The organism is Dickeya aquatica (genome assembly GCF_900095885.1).
Taxonomy (GTDB): Bacteria; Pseudomonadota; Gammaproteobacteria; order Enterobacterales; family Enterobacteriaceae; genus Dickeya; species Dickeya aquatica.
This window is the reverse complement of the sequence record NZ_LT615367.1, coordinates 3,624,616-3,646,067: the sequence shown is the minus strand read 5'-3', so window position 1 is coordinate 3,646,067 and position 21,452 is coordinate 3,624,616. Positions and strand designations below refer to the sequence as shown.

Annotated in this window: 18 protein-coding genes; 7 read left to right on the top strand and 11 right to left on the bottom strand. The window is 56.2% G+C overall.

Features of this window, described 5'->3' with window-relative positions; translation table 11 throughout:
* Positions 1-289: 289 nt before the first annotated feature.
* Genes aas through DAQ1742_RS16480 form a run of 3 tightly spaced genes read left to right on the top strand, consistent with a single transcriptional unit; the run spans position 290 to position 4,192 of the window.
* Complete coding sequence (aas, locus tag DAQ1742_RS16490) at positions 290-2,494, top strand: bifunctional acyl-ACP--phospholipid O-acyltransferase/long-chain-fatty-acid--ACP ligase (protein WP_035346304.1); 2,205 nt, start codon at positions 290-292, stop codon at positions 2,492-2,494.
* A complete protein-coding gene (gene lplT / locus DAQ1742_RS16485) occupies positions 2,491-3,726 on the top strand; it encodes a lysophospholipid transporter LplT (RefSeq protein WP_035344006.1) in 1,236 nt (411 codons plus the stop codon). Before aas ends, lplT begins: the two co-directional genes overlap by 4 nt.
* A gap of 10 nt (positions 3,727-3,736) precedes the next feature.
* Positions 3,737-4,192, top strand: coding sequence for a GNAT family N-acetyltransferase (locus DAQ1742_RS16480; protein ID WP_035344004.1), 456 nt, complete (start codon positions 3,737-3,739; stop codon positions 4,190-4,192).
* 65 nt (positions 4,193-4,257) lie between these two features.
* On the opposite strand, the gene DAQ1742_RS16475 is transcribed toward DAQ1742_RS16480, so the two are convergent.
* Genes DAQ1742_RS16475 through DAQ1742_RS16445 form a run of 7 tightly spaced genes read right to left on the bottom strand, consistent with a single transcriptional unit; the run spans position 4,258 to position 8,646 of the window.
* A complete protein-coding gene (locus DAQ1742_RS16475; protein WP_035344002.1) occupies positions 4,258-4,386 on the bottom strand; it encodes an entericidin A/B family lipoprotein in 129 nt (42 codons plus the stop codon).
* A 38-nt stretch (positions 4,387-4,424) separates the two neighbouring features.
* Complete coding sequence (gene hemW, locus DAQ1742_RS16470; protein ID WP_035343999.1) at positions 4,425-5,564, bottom strand: radical SAM family heme chaperone HemW; 1,140 nt, start codon at positions 5,562-5,564, stop codon at positions 4,425-4,427.
* Positions 5,557-6,150: an RdgB/HAM1 family non-canonical purine NTP pyrophosphatase gene (gene rdgB, locus DAQ1742_RS16465; protein WP_035343997.1), complete on the bottom strand. Its 594-nt coding sequence runs from the start codon at positions 6,148-6,150 to the stop codon at positions 5,557-5,559. The genes hemW and rdgB overlap by 8 nt, the downstream gene beginning before the upstream one ends.
* A gap of 31 nt (positions 6,151-6,181) precedes the next feature.
* Complete coding sequence (gene yggU / locus DAQ1742_RS16460; RefSeq protein ID WP_035343995.1) at positions 6,182-6,472, bottom strand: DUF167 family protein YggU; 291 nt, start codon at positions 6,470-6,472, stop codon at positions 6,182-6,184.
* Positions 6,469-7,023: a YggT family protein gene (locus DAQ1742_RS16455; protein WP_035343993.1), complete on the bottom strand. Its 555-nt coding sequence runs from the start codon at positions 7,021-7,023 to the stop codon at positions 6,469-6,471. Before DAQ1742_RS16455 ends, yggU begins: the two co-directional genes overlap by 4 nt.
* A gap of 43 nt (positions 7,024-7,066) precedes the next feature.
* Positions 7,067-7,888, bottom strand: a complete 822-nt coding sequence (proC, locus tag DAQ1742_RS16450; protein WP_035343991.1) for a pyrroline-5-carboxylate reductase — start codon at positions 7,886-7,888, stop codon at positions 7,067-7,069.
* A gap of 38 nt (positions 7,889-7,926) precedes the next feature.
* On the bottom strand, positions 7,927-8,646 hold the full coding sequence (locus DAQ1742_RS16445) for a YggS family pyridoxal phosphate-dependent enzyme (protein ID WP_035343988.1): 720 nt from the start codon (positions 8,644-8,646) through the stop codon (positions 7,927-7,929).
* Positions 8,647-8,667: 21 nt separating this feature from the next.
* Between DAQ1742_RS16445 and DAQ1742_RS16440 the strand changes: the two genes are divergently transcribed.
* Positions 8,668-9,693, top strand: coding sequence for a type IV pilus twitching motility protein PilT (locus DAQ1742_RS16440; RefSeq protein ID WP_035343986.1), 1,026 nt, complete (start codon positions 8,668-8,670; stop codon positions 9,691-9,693).
* A 50-nt stretch (positions 9,694-9,743) separates the two neighbouring features.
* On the opposite strand, the gene DAQ1742_RS16435 is transcribed toward DAQ1742_RS16440, so the two are convergent.
* The 3 genes from DAQ1742_RS16435 to DAQ1742_RS16425 form a co-directional block, all read right to left on the bottom strand.
* Positions 9,744-11,816 carry a sensor domain-containing protein gene (locus tag DAQ1742_RS16435; protein WP_232046539.1) on the bottom strand — a complete coding sequence of 691 codons (2,073 nt, stop codon included), beginning with the start codon at positions 11,814-11,816 and terminating at the stop codon, positions 9,744-9,746.
* A gap of 623 nt (positions 11,817-12,439) precedes the next feature.
* Entirely contained in the window at positions 12,440-13,678 is a 1,239-nt protein-coding gene (gene codA / locus DAQ1742_RS16430; RefSeq protein ID WP_035343982.1) for a cytosine deaminase, read from the bottom strand.
* A gap of 138 nt (positions 13,679-13,816) precedes the next feature.
* Positions 13,817-15,397, bottom strand: coding sequence for a methyl-accepting chemotaxis protein (locus tag DAQ1742_RS16425; RefSeq protein ID WP_035343980.1), 1,581 nt, complete (start codon positions 15,395-15,397; stop codon positions 13,817-13,819).
* A gap of 362 nt (positions 15,398-15,759) precedes the next feature.
* Here DAQ1742_RS16425 and nsrR point away from each other — a divergent pair, with 362 nt between their 5' ends.
* The 3 genes from nsrR (at position 15,760) to rlmB (ending at position 19,655) form a co-directional block, all read left to right on the top strand.
* Complete coding sequence (gene nsrR, locus DAQ1742_RS16420; RefSeq protein ID WP_035346302.1) at positions 15,760-16,185, top strand: nitric oxide-sensing transcriptional repressor NsrR; 426 nt, start codon at positions 15,760-15,762, stop codon at positions 16,183-16,185.
* Positions 16,186-16,225: 40 nt separating this feature from the next.
* Positions 16,226-18,730 carry a ribonuclease R gene (gene rnr, locus DAQ1742_RS16415; protein ID WP_035343978.1) on the top strand — a complete coding sequence of 835 codons (2,505 nt, stop codon included), beginning with the start codon at positions 16,226-16,228 and terminating at the stop codon, positions 18,728-18,730.
* 190 nt (positions 18,731-18,920) lie between these two features.
* Positions 18,921-19,655, top strand: coding sequence for a 23S rRNA (guanosine(2251)-2'-O)-methyltransferase RlmB (gene rlmB, locus DAQ1742_RS16410; protein WP_035343976.1), 735 nt, complete (start codon positions 18,921-18,923; stop codon positions 19,653-19,655).
* Between the two features lie 51 nt (positions 19,656-19,706).
* Here rlmB and DAQ1742_RS16405 read toward each other — a convergent pair whose 3' ends face one another.
* Positions 19,707-21,269, bottom strand: a complete 1,563-nt coding sequence (locus tag DAQ1742_RS16405; RefSeq protein WP_035343974.1) for a methyl-accepting chemotaxis protein — start codon at positions 21,267-21,269, stop codon at positions 19,707-19,709.
* Between the last annotated feature and the right edge of the window lie 183 nt (positions 21,270-21,452).

Genomic DNA, 21,452 nt, shown 5'->3' with positions numbered 1-21,452 from the left:
CACTCTCTTTAGAGTAGCAAGTCCCAGAGGTATTGATGGGTGACAAATCGATGTGTTCTTCACATTGAACCATTCAAATTGCACCAACCTACGCGGATGCGTAGGTTTTTTTTTGCCTGCGCTTTTTATTCTCCTAAAATCATACTGTTCGGCCCGATAACCCGCCCGTGAGGTGACGCTATCAGCGGGCGTTTGGATGACGGATGTCGCAACGGTTTATGGTATGGTGAGCGTTTTGGCACATCCAGACCGGGCAGGGCCGCAGGTAAAATATATCGGGAGAGGCGGGATGATTTATACCTTTTTACGCTGGTTACTAAAGAGCCTGTATCGTATTGAAATAACTGGCGATGAAAGCGTCTTCCGACAGCCAAGGCTCTTGATTACGCCAAACCACGTTTCTTTTTTGGATGGCGCGCTTATGGCGCTGTTTTTGCCGCTGCCCGCCAGACCGGTGTTTGCGGTGTATTCGAATATCGCCAACCGCTGGTTTATGCGCTGGCTGTCACCGTATATTGATTTTCTGCCGCTCGACCCCACCAAACCGCTGGCCATCAAGCAGCTTATCCGCCTGGTGGAGGCTGGCCGCCCGGTGGTGGTGTTCCCTGAAGGGCGCATTACCGTGACCGGCTCGCTGATGAAAGTCTACAGCGGTGCCGCGTTTGTGGCTGCGCGCACCGGGGCGAGTGTGGTGCCGGTACGCATCGAAGGCGCGGAGTTCTCGCCGTTTGGTCGCCTGGGCGGCGTGGTGCGCCGTCGTCTGTTCCCTAACATTTCCCTGCATTTTCTGCCGCCAAAAACGCTGGCTATGCCGGTGGCTGCCTCAGGCCGTGAGCGCCGGGAAAAAGCGGGGGAGGCACTGCACCAGATAATGATGCAGGCGCGCATGGCTGTGCGTCCGCGCCATACGCTCTATCAGGCGTTTTTGGCGGCCTGCGCCCGTTATGGCTACAGCAGCCCATGTATTGAAGACATCACGCTGAAGGAAGATCGCTATCACGGTTTGTTGAAAAAAGTGCTTGGTGTGTCGCGCATTGTGCAACGCTTTAGCGCCGAGCGGGAGGCGATAGGCGTCTTGCTGCCCAATACCACCGTCACGGCGGCGGTGATACTGGGGGCTTCGTTAGGCAACCGCATCCCGGCGATGCTGAACTATACCGCCGGGGCGAAAGGCATTCAGAGTGCGATGCGTGCCGCCTGCCTGAAAACCATTGTGACCTCGCGGCAGTTTCTGGAAAAAGGCAAGCTGACCCACCTGCCCGCACAAGTCAGTGAGGCCAACTGGGTCTATCTGGAAGATCTGAAAGCAACGGTAACGCTGGCTGATAAAGCCTGGATTGTGTTGCATTGGCTATTTCCGTGGCGTGCGGCTGCGGCGCAGCAGGCGGAGGATAGCGCCGTTATCCTGTTTACCTCGGGGTCGGAAGGTGAGCCTAAAGGCGTGGTTCACTCCCATGACAGCCTGCTTGCCAATGTAGAGCAGATCCGCTGCGTGGCCGATTTCACCCCGCGCGATAAGTTTATGTCGGCATTGCCGCTGTTTCACGCCTTCGGGCTGACGGTGGGGCTGTTAACGCCGCTGCTGACCGGTGCACGGGTGTTTCTCTACCCAAGCCCGTTGCACTACCGCATTGTGCCGGAACTGGTGTATGACCGAAACTGCACCGTATTGTTTGGCACCTCGACCTTCCTTGGTCATTACGCCCGCTTTGCCCACCCCTATGATTTTGCCCGCCTGCGCTATGTGGTTGCCGGCGCGGAAAGGCTCTCTGAGCGGGTGCGTGATAGCTGGCAGGCGCGTTTTGGCATTCGCATTCTGGAAGGGTATGGCGTGACAGAGTGCGCGCCGGTAGTGGCAATTAATGTCCCGATGGCCTGTCAGGGCCAAAGCGTCGGGCGTTTATTGCCGGGCATTGACGCCCGGCTGATACCGGTGGCCGGCATTGAGCGCGGTGGCTGCCTGCAACTGCGCGGGCCGAATGTAATGCAAGGGTATCTGCGGGTCGAACATCCCGGTGAACTGGAGCGCCCGGCGGCTCTCAACGCACAGGGCGTGCGTGAGGCGGGCTGGTATGACACCGGGGATATCGTCGCTCTGGATGAGGCCGGGTTTTGCACCATCATCGGCCGCGTGAAGCGGTTTGCCAAAATTGCGGGGGAAATGGTGTCACTGGAAGCGGTTGAGCAACTGGCCAGTCAGGTGTCACCACAGGCGCAACATGTGGCCTGCGCACGTCAGGATGCCAGCAAGGGTGAGGCGCTGGTGCTGTTTACGACCGAAGTGACATTAACCCGTGAGAGCCTGCTGGCGCAGGCGCGCCAGAACGGGTTGCCGGAACTGGCGGTGCCGCGCGACATCCGTTATCAGAAATGCCTGCCGCTGCTTGGTAGCGGCAAGCCCGATTTTGTTACGCTGCGCGCATGGGCGCAACAGCCTGCCGATACGCTTCATCAGGCGGATGCCACCGGGACGGCGACGGAGCAGCCGAAATGACGGGGACACGCACGACGACCGATTCTCTGTTTTCCCGAGGCATGAACGCGGTAATGGTGGCGCAGTTTTTTTCTGCCTTTGGGGATAATGCCCTGTTGTTTGCCACACTGGCGCTGGTGAAATCTCAGGCTTACCCCGAATGGAGCCAGCCGTTTTTACAGATGGGGTTTGTCGCTGCCTATATCGTGCTCGCGCCGTTTGTCGGCCAGTTTGCCGATAGCGTTGCCAAGGGCCGGGTGATGATGTTGGCCAACGCGCTAAAACTGACCGGTGCCTCGCTGATTGCGCTGGGGGGTAATCCGTTTTTGGGCTATACGCTGGTTGGCGTGGGGGCCGCGGCCTATTCGCCGGCCAAGTACGGTATTTTGGGCGAAATCACTCACGGCGGTCAGCTGGTCAAAGCCAATGGCCTGATGGAAGCCTCAACCATTGCGGCTATCCTCACCGGCTCTGTCGCCGGAGGCCTTCTGGCTGACTGGCATCTGTATGGCGCGTTGCTGGTGTGTGCGCTGGCTTACGCGATTGCGCTGGCCGCCAATGTGATGATCCCTCGGCTTGCGGCAGCCCGCCCCGGTGTATCGTGGCGTCCGTTACGGATGACCCAGGCATTTTTCTCAGCCTGTCGCCAGCTATGGCGTGACGGTGAAACCCGTTTTTCACTGGTTGGCACCAGTATGTTTTGGGGCGCGGGCGTCACGCTGCGTTTCTTACTGGTGCTGTGGGTGCCGCTGGCTCTGGGTATCCATGATAATTCGACACCGACATTGCTTAACGCGATGGTGGCGGTGGGGATTGTCATCGGGGCGGCGGCGGCAGGCAGGCTGGTGACGCTGGAAACCGTGCGCCGTTGTCTGCCTGCTGGCGTGTTGATTGGGGTGATGGTGGTGGTGTTTACCCTTCAGCACAGCCTTATCAGTGCCTATACCTGCCTGCTGCTGCTGGGGGCGCTGGGCGGCTTTTTTATCGTGCCGCTAAATGCATTATTACAGGCGCGGGGCCAGCAAAGTGTTGGGGCGGGCAATGCCATTGCGGTACAAAATCTGGGTGAAAATACCGCCATGTTGCTGATGCTGGCACTCTATTCACTGGCGGTGAAACTCGGGGTACCCGTGCGGGTGATTGGTTGCGTTTTCGGGGCGCTCTTTGCTCTGTCGATAGTGGCGCTGTGGGGATGGATGCAACTGACGCAGAGGCGGTATGGCGCGCAAAAAGGCCGTGCGGGCCGCGAATAACGGAGTAGCGATGAGTCTGATTTGGCATGACTGGGGTGTGAAAGACCTGAATGTTTACGCGCTGTATGACATTTTGCGTCTGCGTAGTCAGGCGTTTGTGGTTGAGCAACGCTGTGCGTATCAGGATCTGGACGGGCTGGATTTGATAGACGGCCACCGCCATATTACTGGCTGGCAAAATGGCCGCCTGATAGCCTGCGCACGTTTGCTGGCTCCTCATGACGGGCAGAATGCGGTAACGATTGGCCGGGTGGTGGTGGCACAGGAGGTGCGTGGCCAGCAGCTTGGTCAGCAGTTGCTGATGCACGCACAGGCGGCCTGCACGCGCCACTGGCCGGGGCGGGCGCATTACCTGTCGGCACAGGCGCACTTGCAAGCATTCTATCAGCAGTTTGGTTTTGTGGTGTGTGGCGCAGGCTACGATGAGGATGGCATTCCTCATGTCCCGATGCGCACCGCCGGATAGCGCAGGCCCGATACGCCCCCGCGGCTGTTCGCTGTTGATGCCGCCCCTGAGCGAGCGGCATTCGCTCAACTGGCGGAATGGGAGATGGTGCTACCGAGTTTTTGCACATCCTGACCGAAACCGCGCGCGGTGTTACAACCGCTCAGTGTTGCTGCCATCAACACGGTGGCAACCAATAATGCGAGGGTTTTCATGGTGTTTTACCTTACTTGTCGTGGTGTTGTATGCCGCACTACTCTTCGTTAAGAAACTGCTCCAATAGCGAATTCAGAAACAGTTTGCCATGCGCCGTCACCTGCCAGTGCTGCGGGGTTTGCGTCAGGTAGCCTTGTGCCAGTGCGGCGTCAATCTGGTGCGCAATGGCACTTTGTGCCACACCGGTATAGGCGGTGAAATCGGCGCGTGGCGCAGGCTCCAGCAGGCGAAAGCGGTTCATGAAAAACTCGAATGGCCGCTCACTCATGGCGACGTCGTTGCACTGTTGCAGGTAGTTGCCCTGCATGTAACCGCGTGGGTGACGGGTTTTTACTGTGCGCATAATGCGGCCATCTTCAAACGTCAGTTTGCCATGCGCGCCACAGCCGATGCCAAGGTAATCGCCAAAACGCCAGTAGTTCAGGTTGTGCTGGCATTGATAGCCTGGCTTTGCATAGGCCGATGTTTCGTATTGCTGATATCCGGCGTCACTGAGCAGGCGGTGGCCTTGCTCGAAAATCTCCCACAGCGCGTCATCGTCCGGCAGCACCGGCGGGCGTGAGCCGAACAGGGTATTCGGCTCAATGGTTAACTGATACCACGACAGGTGCGGCGGGTTGAGCGCTATTGCCTGACGCAGGTCATCGAGCGCTTCATCCAGTGACTGATCGGGCAGGCCATGCATCAAATCGAGATTGAAGCTGCCAAGCCCGAGGCTTGCTGCCAGATGGGCGGCGCGTATGGCTTCCTGCGGGCCGTGAATGCGCCCAAGCCGGGTGAGTTTCTCTGCGCTGAAACTCTGCACGCCGATAGAAATGCGGTTGATACCCGCCTGCTGGTAGCCGCTAAACCGGTCGGCTTCCACCGTGCCGGGGTTGGCTTCCATGGTGATTTCTGCCGTTGCAGACAGCGGCAGGCGCGCCCGCACGCCATCGAGCAGTTGCTGCATCGCACGGGCGCTGAGCAGGCTGGGCGTGCCGCCGCCAATAAAAATGCTGTGCACAGGGCGATGGCTTGCCAGCGGCAGGTCAGCATCAAGGTCGGCCAGCAGGTGCGCCACGTAATCATCGTGCGGCACCTCACCTTTGAGCGCGTGGGAGTTGAAGTCGCAATACGGGCACTTTTGCACACACCAGGGAATGTGGATGTACAGGCTCAGTGGCGGCAGCTTAAGCATGGTTTAGTGCATCCAGTAACTGACGCAGCGCCTGCCCCCGGTGCGAATGGGCATGCTTCTCTTCCCGGCTCAGTTCCGCTGCGGTTTTCCCAAGAGCCGGTACGAAGAAAATTGGGTCGTAACCAAAACCGCCCGTGCCAGACGGTGCACGGGTGATGACGCCCTGCCAGTTGCCGTGGCACACCAGCGGCGTTGGGTCATCGGCGTGGCGCAGGTACACCAGAACACAGTGGAAACTGGCCTGACGGCGTTCATCCGCCACCGCTTTCAGCGCAATCAGCAGTTTTTCCAGGTTTTCGCTATCACTGGCTTCTTCACCGGCATAGCGTGCCGAATAAATACCCGGCGCACCGCCCAGCGCATCAACGGCAAGCCCCGAGTCATCGGCGATGGCAGGCAAACCGGTTGCACGGGCGGCGTGGCGCGCTTTGAGAATGGCATTTTCGATAAAGGTCAAACCGGTTTCTTCGGCAGAATCGACACCCAGCGCGGTTTGTGCCACCACATCAAGACCGAAATCTGCCAACAGACCGGCGAGTTCACGCACTTTACCGGCATTACCGGTCGCTAACACCACTTGTTGCATCTGTTTTTCCTGCACTGTTTGAAGAAGGTACTCAGGGGATAAGACCCGCGATATCCGTCGGGATGGCCTGCGGGGCGATGATTCTAATCTGTTTGTGACGCCCGAGCTCGCCCTTTTCAATTTTCACGCAGCCTTTGGCCACACGAAATTGTTTGGCGAGGAATTTGATTAAGTGGGCATTGGCCTGCCCATCTACCGGTGGAGCCGTGATGGCGACTTTCAGCTCATCGCCATGCAGCCCGACAATCTGGTCACGGCTGGCTTTCGGCTGAATATACAGCCGAATCACCAGCCCGTCTTCGCAATGACTGATGGCACTCACAGCAAAAACCACAGCCCCGGGAAAAAGTCCATGCCGAGGTAGTTAAGCAGATAAAGCACCAGAATCAATGCCATTGGTGCGAAATCCAGCCCGCCGGTGGCCGGTAAAATACGCCGGAAAGGGCTCATTAGCGGTTCGGTTAACTGGTGGAGCATGTAGTCTACCGGGCTGCGGCCCTGACTGACCCAGCTCATCAGCGAGCGGATAATCACCACCCAGAACACCAGATAACCGGCAGACTTCAACAATGCCAGTAACCCGACCACCAGATTAATCGGGCTTAACGAGAGTGAGCCGACCTGAATTAACAGCAACAGCGGGTATTTCAGCGTGGTGAGTAAAAAAGCCAGCAGTAACGAGGCGCTGTCGATAGGCCCAAGCGAGGGGATGATGCGGCGCAACGGCCCGATAATCGGCTGAGTGAGTTTGACCACGAACTGCGCCAGCGGGTTGTAAAAATCACTGCGTGTCCACTGCATCCAGATACGCAGTAACAGTACCATCACGTACAGGTCAAGCAGGGTCTTGACCAAAAAAGTCAGGGTCAACATAAGACGGTCATTCCTTCAGTAAAAGTCACGTTTCAGACAGCAATCAGAACAGCGATTCCATTTCTTGTGCCCGGTGTACCGCCGCCTGCATGGCATCGGCGACGGCCTGGCCGAGCTGGCGTTCATTAAACACGCGCAGCGCCTCGGCGGTGGTGCCGCCTTTGGAAGTGACGTTTTCGCGCAGTTGTGACAGCGCAACATCCGGGCTGGCTTCGACTAATGCGGCCGCACCGCTGGCCGCTTGCTGCACCAGCAGGCGCGCGGTATCGGCATCAAACCCCTGGCGCATCGCCTCTTGCTGCATGGCTTCCATAAACAGGAAGAAATAAGCAGGAGCGCTACCTGCGGCGGCAATCACGCCGTTAATCTGCGACTCGTCGGCAACCCAGCACAACTTCCCGACGCTCTCCATTAGCCCGGCGGCGAAGGCGCGATCGGCGTCGTTCACCCCGGCGGGGGCGAACAGCCCGCTCATCCCCTTGCCCACCAGCGACGGTGTATTGGGCATAATGCGCACGATATTGAGAGACGCCCCCAGCAACTGACGAAAACGCGCGACACTGACGCCTGCGGCAATCGACAACACCAGCTTGCCACTGAAATCCACATGCGGTGCCAGTGCCTCACAGACGCCCGCCATCAATTGCGGTTTCACGGCCAGTACCACCACATCGGCTGCGCGGGCGCAGGCCACATTGTCACTCAGGCTGGTGGTGCCGTAACGGGCAGCCAGCGCATCGCGGTGCGTGGTGGAAGGGGCGCTGACGCAGATATGGTCAGCGGGATAGCCGCTGTCCATCAGCCCGGCAATAATCGCCTGTGCCATGTTCCCTGCGCCGATAAAGGCTATTTTACGGTGTTCCATCGAATTCTCGCTGTTGGTCTGTCTGTGGTTATCTGGCGTTAAGAGGCCGGGGTGGCGTAATCACGCGCACCAAAAATGGCCGTGCCGATGCGAACCAGCGTGCTGCCTGCTTCTATTGCCGCCGCCATGTCGTCGGTCATGCCCATCGATAAGGTATCCAAAGTGCCATAATCCGCATTAAGTTGCAGAAAAAGTTCGGTCATTTGGCGAAATACCGCCAACTGGTGCGCGTGGTCTGTCTGGGGCGCAGGAATGGCCATCAGCCCGCGCAGCCGCACATTCGCCAGCCGGGCAACGCCAGCGGCGAGTGCTGGCAAGTCACCAGCCAGTACGCCGGATTTGCTCGCTTCTTCGCTGATATTGACCTGAAGTAACACATTTAGCGGCGGTAAATGCGCCGGGCGCTGTTCACTCAGGCGTTGGGCAATACGCAGCCTGTCAATGGTATGGCACCAGTCAAAGTGCTCGGCCACCGCCCGGCTTTTATTGGACTGCAATGGCCCGATGAAATGCCACTCCAGCGCCAGTTCCGGGTGGTGCGTTTGAAAATAGCGCACCTTTTCGCAGCCTTCCTGCACGTAGTTTTCGCCAAATGCCCGCTGACCCGCGGCAATGGCTTCTTCGAGGGCGCTCACAGGTTTGGTTTTGCTAACGGCAAGCAGAGTAATGTTTTCTGGCGCACGCCCGCATTGTGCTGCGGCGTTCAGGATTCTTTGCCGCACGTCCTGTAGATTTTGCTGCACGATTGTTGTCGTCATGATGATTCAGGAGGCCAGTCAATGGATGTGAGTGAATGGGTGAGGTCTAGTGTAAAACAGAATGCTTCCGATCTGCACCTGTGTAGCGGTTATCCGCCGGTATGCCGCATTAATGGTGCGCTGGTGGCCGATGCCCGTACGCCTTCGTTGCAGCATGCGGATCTTGAGAGGTGGTATCGCAATTGGCTCGAACCTGCCTGCGAGCAACAATTGCAACAATACGGGCAAACCGATTGTGCACTGACATTGCCAGACGGCACGCGCCTGAGAGCGAACCTGTTTATGCAGCGTCTGGGGGTGTCGATTGCTTTGCGTCTTATACCCGCTCAGCCACCGGACTTGGCGGCGTTGAGTGCGCCGCCAGTGCTGGAGACGTTGCTGAACTGTACCGATGGCCTGATGCTGGTGACAGGGGCGACCGGCAGCGGGAAATCGACAACGCTTGCAGCGATGGTGGCCGCACTGAATCACCGCTGTGCGCGTCATATCATCACACTGGAAGACCCGATTGAGTTTTTGCATCGCGGTCAGCAGTGTCTTATTCAGCAGCGGGAAATTGGCCGGCATAGCGAGGGTTTCAGCAGTGCGTTGCGGGCGGCGCTGCGTGAAGACCCGGACGTGCTGTTACTGGGTGAACTGCGTGACCGGGAAACTATCCAGCTGGCATTAACGGCAGCCGAAACCGGCCATCTGGTGCTGGCGACGCTGCATACCCGCCGTGCGGTTCACGCGGTAGAACGGCTGGTGGAGGTGTTCCCCGCAGAAGAAAGGGCATTTGTTCGCACACAACTGGCCGCCAGCCTGCAAGCCGTGGTTGCGCAAAAATTACTGCCCGCCTCTGGCGGCGGGCGTGTGGCATTATTTGAGGTGTTGATAGCGACACCGGCGGTCAGTCACCTGATTCGTGAAGGAAAAACGCATCAGTTACTCAGCCTGCTGCAAACCGGGAGTCAATTCGGTATGCAAACGTTTGAGCACAGCTATCAGCAGCGGCGTCGTGAAGGCCGACTGCCGGATGATGCCGCTGATGGCCTGTTTTCATCATAGTTTGGTCATCTTATCGTGTGGCCACCTTTATCTTAGGTGTTGCCAGCGGCCTATTGTGATTTGGTCAACGAGGTGTTGGCCGTGGCTTGTAACATGGCGGTAAACTCACATGCCGGAACCGGGCGCGAAAACAGGAATCCCTGGGCATAGTCGCAACCGATGCGTGCCAGCGTGCTGCACTGTTGCGGTGTTTCGACGCCTTCGGCCACGACTTTCAGGCCCAGGCTGTGTGCCATGGCGACAATAGCCACGCACAGCTCGAACCCGACGCCTTCAAGGTCTTCAATAAAAGAGCGATCGATTTTCAGGCAGTCGATATCGAATTTTCTGAGATAGGCAAGCGACGAATAACCGGTGCCGAAATCATCGATGGCGATTTGTATACCGGCTTCGCGAAACAGGTGCAGGTTGTTGTTTACCCGCGATTCTGCATTCAGCAGCAACCCCTCGGTAATTTCGATTATCACGGCGCTACCATCCAGTTCTTGCCGTGCCAGCTCTTGAACCCAGTCCATATCGGCAAAGTCTTTACAGCGTAACTGAATGGGAGACTGGTTAATGGCGACCTGAAAATGGGCATCGAACTGTTTGCGCCACTGTGCGAGCTGGTGAATCGCCTGGCGGGCTATCCAGTCACCGAGCGGAACTATCATACCGGTCTCTTCGGCCAGGGGAATAAACTCCGCCGGGCTGACCATGCCGCGAGTGGGATGATGCCAGCGTACCAGCGCCTCGGCTTTAACCACCCGATGGGTGGCAAGCTCAATGATAGGCTGGTAGTAAACCTCGAACTGCTCATGGGCAATGGCATTGCGCAGATCGCTGGTCATGCGCAGGCGTGCGCGCGCAGCCTGGTGCAGGGCGGGAGTGTAATAGTGAAAGCAGTTACGTCCGGCACTTTTGGCGGCATACATCGCCTGGTCAGCATTTTTGAATAAGTTGTCCAGTGTGTCGCTGTCATTGGGGAAAAAGGCAATACCGATACTTGCCGAAACCAGCATGCTTTCGCCTTCAATGTCGAACGGTTGTGCCAGTTGTTCGAGCAGGGTTCTGGCCATGCGCTCGCTATCGTCGAGGCGGATAAGATCGGTCAGGATAATGGCAAACTCATCTCCCCCGAGGCGAGCGAGGGTATCGACTCCCTGCACATACTCGGTAATGCGCGTTGAGACGGCAAGCAGCAGCGCATCGCCTGCGCTGTGTCCCAGGCTGTCGTTGACGGATTTGAAATGATCGAGGTCTATCAGCATCAGCGCCATCGGCTTGCCACTCAGCCTGGCGCGTTCAACGGCACGCTCGAGGTTGTCCTGAAACATATGGCGGTTTGGTAACGTGGTTACGGCATCGTAGTTAGCCTGCCGCCAGATGAGCTCTTCTTGTTTTTTGCGCTGGGTGATGTCGGAGAACATACCCACATAGTTCAGAGGATTGCCTGCACTGTCCTTCACCACATTGATGGTCATCTCTTTGAGAAAATCGCTGCCGTCTTTCTTGCGATCCCACATTTCCCCCATCCACAGCCCTTCTGCGTGTATGGTTTGCCACATCGCATCATAGAACGCGGGATCGTGTCGTGGTGAACGCAGCATATTGGCCTGCTGGCCGACGATGTCCGTGGCGCTATAGCCGGTCAGGCGGGTGAAGGCCGGGTTGATAGCAATAATTCGATTGCTGGTATCGGTGACGATGATGGCTTCCTGACTGCTTTCATAAACAGCGGCGGCTATCTTCATTTGTTCACGGGCTTTTTGCCGTTCGGTAATATCAAGTACGTATACCAGCCTGTCGGCACGAGAACCTTGCTGTGCAAAAGGAACCGATTCAGACCACACGGTCAGGACGGTGCCATCGCGACGCATCACCGTCCATTCTCCACCTAAGCTGCCGCCATTATCCAAAAAGTTCTGGTGGCGAGCCAGTACGGATGCATGGGCGGACTCGGGGAACACCATCGTAAAGCGATGGTTAATCATTTCTTCCTGGGTGTAACCATAGATAGCGCTATAGGCGGGGTTAACGGTGACATAGTTTCCGTCATAACTGATAACGGCAATGCCTACCGGACAACGGTCAAGAATAGCCTGAAACAGACTTTCCGTATTCCATGAAGAACCTGTCATCATTCACCTCATCTATTCATGCTGTTTTTATGACAAACCGCGCAGGCGAACGGGCAACAACATAGCGAGAGTGTGATAGCAATAGTGTTGTTATTCACCCTCACACGATTATTTGTCATCACAGCATTACGGTCATGACAGTGATGATGTTGCCATCCGATGCGGGACGCGCTGTTACGGCTTGTGCTGTGTGTTTTGTTTCTGATTTTTTGATTAATTATTTTTAAAGTGAATGTATTTGCTGGCATCAAACCGGGGCGACGAAGCAGAGGTGAACCGGTTTGATGCCGTGATGCGCCCCACGAATTTTCTTGTCACTCATGTTGAGCCAATAACCCTATCAGAGAAATTATCGACCATGAGCGGCAACTTCTGAGAGGCCCCATTGAATTTAAGGAAAAAAAATCAGCGACAAGCGAAAAGATCAGGCTATCTGGTGGGTTGCAGTAATGACGGGCAGGTAAGTCAGGGGAGGAGCATTGAGCAGCTAAACGGCGGGCGGTAAATGAGTCATTGATAGATAAGCCATACTGCATGTTCTCCGGCAGGTGGTGTCATCATCACCTGCGGTAGCGGTCAACGCCTTGGCTGGGGCACGGTTGGCCGGACTGGCTGAGCGATGTCGTTTACCCGAACCGGTGCACTCGTTCAGTGTCACGTTGCATGATGACCTGCCCGTGACGAATCGAGACGCGCGCTTTAGCCTGACGGCGAACCGCCTCATAGTCGTCCGGTGCATCCAGAATCACCATATTGGCCGGCCGGCCCACCGCCAGGCCGTAACGCTCGCCGAGATGCAGCGCACGGGCACTGTTATCGGTGACAAAATCCAGACAGCGTTGCAAGTCTTTGTAGCCCATCATGTGGCAGATGTGCAGCCCGGCATCAAGCACCCGCAGAATGTTGCCATTACCGAGCGGATACCACGGGTCTTGTATGGAATCCTGGCCAAAGCAAACGTTGATACCGGCACGGTCAAGTTCTGCCACACGGGTCACGCCCCGGCGTTTAGGGAAACTGTCAAAACGGCCTTGCAGGTGGATGCTCTCGGTCGGGCAGGAGATAAAATGAATGCCTGAACGGTGCAACAGGCGGAACAGCTTCGCGCAGTAGGCGTTGTCATAAGAACCCATCGCAACGGTGTGACTGGCGGTGACGAGCTCGCCCATGTTTCTGACCCGTGCTTCTTCTGCCAGGACTTCCAGAAAACGTGAATTTGGGTCGTCGGTTTCATCGCAATGGACGTCCACCAGACAACCGCTATGTTCTGCCAGATCCATCAGAAACTTGATGGAGCTGACGCCCTGTTCGCGTGTGTTCTCAAAATGCGGGATACCGCCGACCACATCCGCACCAAGTGCGATGGCGCGCGCCATCAGCGCACGGCCATCCGGGTAGGATTCAATTCCTTCTTGCGGGAAGGCGACGATTTGCAGGTCGATAACATCGCGGGCTTCGGTTTTGACTTCCCGCATTGCTTCGAGTGCCGCCAGCGTCGGGTCAGTCACATCAACATGCGTGCGCACATGCTGAATACCGTGATCGCGCAGCATAGCGATAGCCGCATGCGCCCGGCGCTTGGTGTCTTCGTGGGTGATGGTCGCCTTACGCTGGCTCCAGCGCTCAATGCCTTCAAACAGCGTGCCGCTCATGTTCCACTGCGGGTCGCCCGCGGTGAGAGCCGCATCCAGATGAATATGTGGCTCGACAAACGGCGGAATAACCAGTTGCCCGTCGGCATCAATGCTATCCGGGCTGACGAGTAACGTGTCGGGTTGCGCCGTGATAGCGGCAATCACGCCCTGATGGCATTGCAGCGTATACAAGCCCGGCTGGTGGCGTAAAACGGCATTAATAATCTTCATTCACCCCTCCTGTGTGTATCGCTGCGCTGCCTGTTTGGTCTGCCCGCTGTGATGACCATAACGAAGAGCCGCATGATGCACCAACGTGATGTTTTAGCGCGTTGGTGCAAAATTAACGCCCGCTAAGGTCTGGCAAGGCTACTGTAGCAGGCCTCTGTGCTGCTCGATGCGAAACATTGCCATGGCTTGCACCAACTGACGCGATTGCTCTTCCAGTGACTGGGTGGTGTCGGTTGAGGCTTTCACCAGCGTGGCATTTTGCTGGGCCACTTTATCAATCTGGCTAAAGGCGATGTGCACCTGCTCAATGCCCTTGTGCTGTTCTTGTGAAGCGTAAGAAATCTCTTTCATCAGCGTGGTGATGCGGGTGATTTCATCGGCCACTTCATCCATGGTTTCCCCGGCTTTGGCAGCCAGATCAAGCCCTTCTGTCACATGGGATTGCGAATCCATGATAAGCGCCCGAATCTCTTTCGCCGCCTGGCCGCTGTGCTGGGCCAGATTGCGAACCTCGCCCGCCACCACCGCAAACCCTTTCCCTTGTTCACCGGCACGCGCAGCTTCAACGGCGGCGTTCAGGGCCAGAATATTGGTCTGAAACGCGATGCCGTCTATCACACCGAGAATGTCGCTGATGCGTTTGGCGCTGTTGGCGATTTCACGCATTTTTTCCACCACGTAATTGACGGATTCATTACCGCGATCGGTGGTGCTGGATACCTGATTCGTGAGCTGGTGCGCCAGCTCGGCATTGTCCGCGTTGCGCTTGACGGTCGCACTGAGTTCTTCCAGGCTGGCACTGGTTTGTTCCAGTGCCGCGACAGATTCTTCGGTGCGTTCGGCCAGATGGCGGTTGCCGCTAAACAGCTCCCGGCTGCCCTGGTCGATTTGCTGGCTGGCATCGCGCACCTGACTGACCGAGTCGAGTAGCGCCAGTTGCATCCGTTCAATGGCGTCACTCAGCCGCCCCAGTTCGTTACTGCCGCCTTGCGTAATGCGGTGAGTCAAGTCACCGGAAGCAACGTGCTCAAGTTGTTCAATGGCGCTATCAAGCGGTTTCAGCAGCATATGGCGCAGCGCCAGCCAGCCGAGTACCACTAACAGCAGTGACATTACGCAGGCGACAGCAATCAGCAGCAGCATCAGTCGCTCGTTAAGATTGGCCTGCTGGATATGCTGCCCGGACAGTTGCTGAGAATAGAGACGGAAGTTTTGAATGGATTTATCAAAGGCGTCGCTTAACGGCGTCAGGTTGTTTTCCAGTAACGTGTAGTATTCATCGGTATACTGTTTTTTCAACGAGTCCAGCATGGGTTTAAGCCCTTGATTCAGGTAGTCCTGATAGCTTTTTTGCACCTGCTGGGCCAGTTTTTGCTCCTGCTCGCTATTGGTCTGTATGGTGTTGAACTGGCGTATGTCTTTTTCTGACTGTTGTACATACACATCCAGTTTTTCGGTTTCTTTCGCCCCAACATCCAGCAGGCCAATTTCAATCTTACGTACCGCCAGCGTGGCGGAGGCTCTGGCGCGCAGCGTCAGGTTATAGCCATTCATCAGTGAGCCCAATTGCTCACCCTGAATTTGATTCAGTGCGGTCAGTGAGTCCCGACTCTTGTTGATGGCCTGAATCCCCATACCACTGACGAGCAGCAACAGCAGTGTGATGACAGACAGCAATGTCAACAAACCGGTACGGATGGAGAGATTTTTCAAACGCATGGTTCCATTTCCTAGTGTGTGCAGAGCAAAAAAACACTGGCAAAGCCGGATTGGATTTGCCGTCCGTTAAGATAATGTCGCAGGGTATTTTTGTTCAGAACATAACAGATGAAACAACCACTGAGGAAGCATGATTCTCTTATCTTTTGTGTCTTAAAATATAAAGATTAGCGGAAATTCTGCTTTAGGAAGAATTGTCTGGTGCTAAATAAATTCGCCCCCCGTCTGCCACTGGTTTATCATCTGCTGATAAAAAATGAACATAACGTGCGCGAGCCGTGGCAGGTGGCGTTCTTCCCGGTTTCAGGCGGTGTTTCTTCAGGGCAGTTTTTGACTGTCTGGCAATGTACCCAGAGGTTTCTGTGCAGTTAACAAGTTTTACGGATTATGGTTTGCGGGCGCTGATTTATATGGCGTCATTGCCGGATGGCCGCATGACCAGCATCTCAGAAGTGACCGAGGTGTATGGCGTTTCGCGCAATCATATGGTGAAAATTATTAATCAGCTCAGCCGCGCCGGGCTGGTGATGGCCGTGCGCGGCAAAAACGGTGGCATCCGGCTGGGGCGTGACCCGGCGACGATCCGCATCGGTGATGTGGTGCGCGAGCTGGAACCGCTGTCGCTGGTTAACTGTAGCGAGGGATTTTGCCATATCACGCCCGCCTGCCGTCTCAAGCAGGTATTGCAACAAGCCGTGCAGAATTTTTTGCAGGAGCTTGATAAATATACGCTTGCCGACATGGTGAACGAAAACCCGCCGCTCTATAAATTACTTCTGGTTGAATAAGCCTGTTCAGCCGCTTGCTGATGACAACGGAGAAACCGCAATGTCACAAGATCCGTTTCTGGAACGTGAAGCAGAAAAATACGAATTCCCCATTCCCAGCCGTGAGTTTATTTTGGCACACCTTGCCAAACGGGATACCCCCATCAGCCGCGAGGAACTGGCCGCTTCTCTTGAACTGAGCGGAGAGGAACAACTGGAAGGGCTGCGCCGTCGGTTGCGCGCCATGGAACGCGACGGGCAACTGGTGTTTACCCGTCGTCAATGCTACGCCTTGCCGGAAAAACTTGATTTACTGCGCGGTACGGTACTGGGCCATCGTGACGGCTATGGTTTTTTGCGGGTCGAGGGGCGCAAAGACGACCTCTACCTCAGTGCCGAGCAGATGAAGACGGTGATTCATGGTGATGTGGTGCTGGCCCAGCCGCTCGGCGAAGACCGCAAAGGACGGCGCGAAGGGCGCATTGTGCGTATTCTGGAGCCGCGCACCAGCCAAATCGTCGGGCGTTATTTCACCGAAGCAGGCACCGGTTTTGTGGTGCCTGACGACAGTCGCCTGAGCTTTGATATCCTCATCCCGCCTGAGTTTATTGGCGGAGCCCGCATGGGGTCTGTGGTGGTCGTGGACTTGACCCAGCGAGGCACCCGTCGAACCAAGGCTATCGGTAAAATTGTTGAAATCCTGGGCGATAATATGGGTACCGGGCTTGCGGTTGATATCGCTTTGCGTACCCATGAGATTCCCCACAGCTGGCCGCCAAAAGTGGAAGAGCAGGTCAGTTCGCTCACCGATAAAGTGCCCGAAAGCGCCAAAGCAGGCCGCGTCGATCTGCGCACATTACCGCTGGTGACGATTGACGGTGAAGATGCGCGCGATTTTGACGATGCGGTTTACTGTGAGAAGAAACGCGGCGGCGGCTGGCGGCTGTGGGTGGCGATTGCCGATGTCAGTTACTATGTTCGCCCTGGTACGCCGCTGGATCACGAAGCGCGCGCGCGCGGCACCTCGGTGTATTTTCCGTCACAGGTTGTGCCGATGCTGCCGGAAGTGCTCTCCAATGGCCTGTGTTCACTCAACCCCCAGGTTGACCGTTTATGCATGGTCTGTGAGATGACGGTTTCCGCGCAGGGTAAACTGTCCAGCTATAAATTTTATGAAGCGGTGATGAGCTCACATGCCCGTCTGACCTACACCAAAGTGTGGAGCATTCTGCAAGGTGACTTGGAATTGCGCGAGCATTACGCCTCGCTGGTGGCACCACTGGAAGAACTGCACCGCATGTACAAGGTGCTGGAAAAAGCCCGCGAAGAGCGTGGTGGTATCGCTTTTGAAACAGAAGAAGCCAAGTTCATTTTTAACGCCGAGCGCCGTATCGAGCGAGTGGAAGCGGTGGTGCGCAACGATGCGCATAAACTGATTGAAGAGTGCATGATTCTGGCGAATATTTCAGCGGCGAAATTCGTTGAGAAGAGTGAAGAACCGGCACTGTTCCGTGTGCATGATCAACCGAGTGAAGATCACGTTCTGGCATTGCGCAGCGTGTTGGGTGAACTGGGGCTGTCGCTCGGCGGCGGCATGAAACCGCAGCCAAAAGATTATGCCGAGCTGATGGTGGCGATTGCTGACCGCCCGGATCGTGAGATGCTGCAAACCATGCTGTTGCGCTCCATGAAACAGGCCATCTATGACCCGGAAAACCGGGGGCATTTTGGTCTGGCGCTGACCTCGTATGCCCACTTTACGTCACCGATTCGCCGCTATCCTGATTTGTCGCTGCATCGCGCCATCAAATATATCCTGAGCGATCGTAAAGCGCGCTGGACGGCAACCGGTGGCTGGCATTGCGATTTCAATGAGATGCTGCAACTGGGTCAACACTGCTCAATGACCGAGCGCCGGGCAGATGAAGCCACCCGCGATGTGGCTGACTGGCTGAAGTGTGATTTTATGCAAGACCATGTCGGTGAAGCGTTTACCGGCATTATCGCCAGTGTCACCGGCTTTGGCTTTTTTGTGCGTCTCAACGATCTGTTCATCGATGGTTTGGTGCATGTTTCTACCCTGGATAATGACTACTACCGTTATGACAATGTTGGTCAGCGGCTGATTGGCGAGTCCCGCGGTCAGACGTATCGCCTCGGCGATGAAGTGCGTATTCGTGTTGAAGCGGTGCACATGGATGAGCGTAAAATCGATTTTGCGCTGGTTTCGTCATCACGTAAGGTGCGCGGTGAAGGTAAAACCGCGCGTGACCGGGCAAAGAAAAACGCCGGGGATGAGGCAAAAACACCGCGTCGTCGTCGCACCGGGCCACGGACTAATTTTGAGCCAGACAGCGCCTTTCGTGCGGACAGTGACGGCAAGCGTAAACCGGCTGCCAAAGCGAAAACTGACAAGTCAAAAACCGACAAGCCAAAAACCGACAAGGCAAAAACGGGCGTGAAGGCGTCGGCAAAGGCGAAAAAAAACGCGGAGAAAACGCGTAAAATTGCCGAGGCAACGCGGGCAAAACGGGCCAGTAAAAAGGCCAAACCGGCGCAGCCATAGCGGCTGCGTGTTATCACGGCCAGCTCAGGTGCGGCATGGTGCGTTTTTCGCACCATGCCGTTTTCATGCCAGAGCGCTGTGTGGCAGTGTTTTCGTTTTAGATATCATGGTATTAAAAGATTTTTACTAACGTGATTAATTATGGCAAGGGCCGTTTGCAGCGGCTCTGTAACCTGTTTGAAGAGCATTCATGAGTGAAATTATTTATGGCATCCATGCGGTGAAAGCCCTGCTGGAGCGCGATCCACAACGTTTTCTGGACGTGTTTACCCTCAAAGGGCGCGAAGATCGCCGCCTGATGCCGTTGATTGCGGAACTGGAAGCGAACGGTATCGCGGTACAGCTCGCCAATCGCCAATGGCTGGATGAAAAGGTAGAAGGGGCGGTACATCAGGGGATTGTCGCGCGTGTCAGAGAAGGGCGGCAATATCAGGAAAATGATTTACCGGGGCTTTTGGCATCGCTGGAGACGCCTTTTTTATTGGTGCTCGACGGAGTGACTGACCCGCATAATCTGGGGGCGTGCCTGCGCAATGCGGATGCCGCTGGTGTGCATGCGGTGATCGTGCCGCGCGACCGGTCAGCGCAACTGAATGCAACGGCGAAAAAAGTGGCGTGTGGTGCGGCGGAAACCGTACCGCTGATCCGTGTGACCAACCTGGCACGCACGTTGCGTTTGTTACAGGAACAGAATATTTGGGTGGTGGGCACCGCCGGGGAAGCCGATCACTCGGTATACCAAAGCAAGTTAACTGGCCCGCTGGCGCTGGTGATGGGCGCAGAAGGTGAAGGTATGCGACGTTTGACGCGTGAACACTGCGATGAGCTTATCCGTATTCCGATGGCGGGCAGCGTGTCGTCACTGAATGTTTCGGTGGCAACCGGCGTGTGCCTGTTTGAAGCGGTACGCCAGCGGCTGGCCTGAGAGAGAAGCCTGAACCCGCTCCGGGCTCAGGCTTTTTTTCGTTCGCGCTAATCAGGCGTTTTGCATGCTAAGGCGCGGCAGCGGGGCGGAGGCCGAACCGTTGCTGGCGTGGCGGCCTGCATTGGTGGTTAGACGGAAGACTGATACCGCATGAGAGAGCCGCTCTGCCTGCTGCTCCAGTGATACCGCGGCCGCAGAAGACTGCTCGACCAGCACCGCGTTCTGCTGTGTGGTCTGATCCATTTCTACAATCGCGGAACCGACCTGAGAAATCCCCCGGTGCTGCTCGTCGGAAGCAACAGCAATTTCCCCCATGATATCGTGCACTTGCGTGACGGCCTGCACAATGTCTGCCATGGTTTTACCTGCGTTTTCTACCAGCGATGCACCATTGTTAATTTGCGATACTGATGTGGCAATCAGGTTTTCAATTTCGGTGGCCGCCTGGGCGCTGCGCTGCGCGAGGTTGCGCACTTCACCGGCGACGACCGCAAAGCCGCGACCCTGCTCACCGGCACGAGCAGCTTCAACCGCGGCATTGAGCGCCAGAATGTTAGTCTGAAATGCAATGCTGTTGATAACCGACGTGATTTCCGCGATACGGCGGGAGCCCTGAGCGATGTCGCCCATGGTTTGCACGGCGCTACTGACCTGTTCTCCGCCCTGACGAGCCGTTGATGAGGCGCTCATCACCAGTGAATTGGCATGGTGGGCGTTGTCGGTGTTCTGTTTCACCGTCGAGGTTAATTGCTCCATGCTGGCTGCGGTCTGTTCAATGGCTGCGGCCTGTTCTTCGGTACGCGCGGATAAATCGGTATTCCCGGCAACAATCTCACTGGCTGCGTGGGAGATTTGGTCTGCACTGAAGCGGATATTGTCTATCATGCCGTGCAGGTTGTCGTTCATTTTGGCCATCGCGCTAATCAACTGGCCCAGCTCATCGCGGCGTTCGCTGCTGAGGCGCACCGTCAAGTCACCTTCGGAGATGGCGCGGGTTGCCTGTAATGCCAGCTGTAATGGACGTACTATCTGGCGGGAGATGACAATGGCTGCCGTCAGGCCAAGGATCACCGCCACCAGTGTAATAATGGCAAGCCGGATATCACTGCTGGTGACGTTGTGAGCCGCCCGGCTCTCCTCGGTAAAGTAAAGCTGGTTGATGCTGTCTTGCAGTGTTGCCATCTGGGTGTTGAGTGCGCTCAGTTCCTGCTGGCTGACATCACTTTTCATCACTTGCTGACGCTGGCGGATGTAATCGCCCAGTACGGAATGCACCTGCGTGATGGCATTTTCATCCTCCTGCGGCCAGTTTCCGCCTCGGATCTCTTCCAGCAGGCTGGTTAACTCCTGGCTGATGGTGTTGATGGCCGTATCGTGTTGTTCCAGGTATTGCGCTTTGCGCTCCAGTGCATAGCTGAAATTGCCTTCGCGTGCCACAACGGTCTTGTCATACAGGGCTCCGAGGCGGCTGATGCGTTTTAAAGATTGATCGCTGTTGTGTAAACCATCAAAACCTACCAAAGACAGCATGATGCCCATAAGAAGTAATAAACCAAATCCCAGCAACAGCTTGCGCGTAACGGGCAGGTTTTTAAGTGAGAGTCGCTGTAGCATAAATCGGCTTCCTTTTTCGTTTCTGTCGTTGTCCCAATGTCGTGTGATTACGGCATCGTGCGGCGATGGGTTGCTCGCAGAGCCGCTCCATATTGCTAACGGGCCTCTTTCCGGGGCATGAGGTCACGTGATGGCAGCAGACCATCGGCCACGTAACAGAAGCTCGGAAGGTGCAGGCGCGCA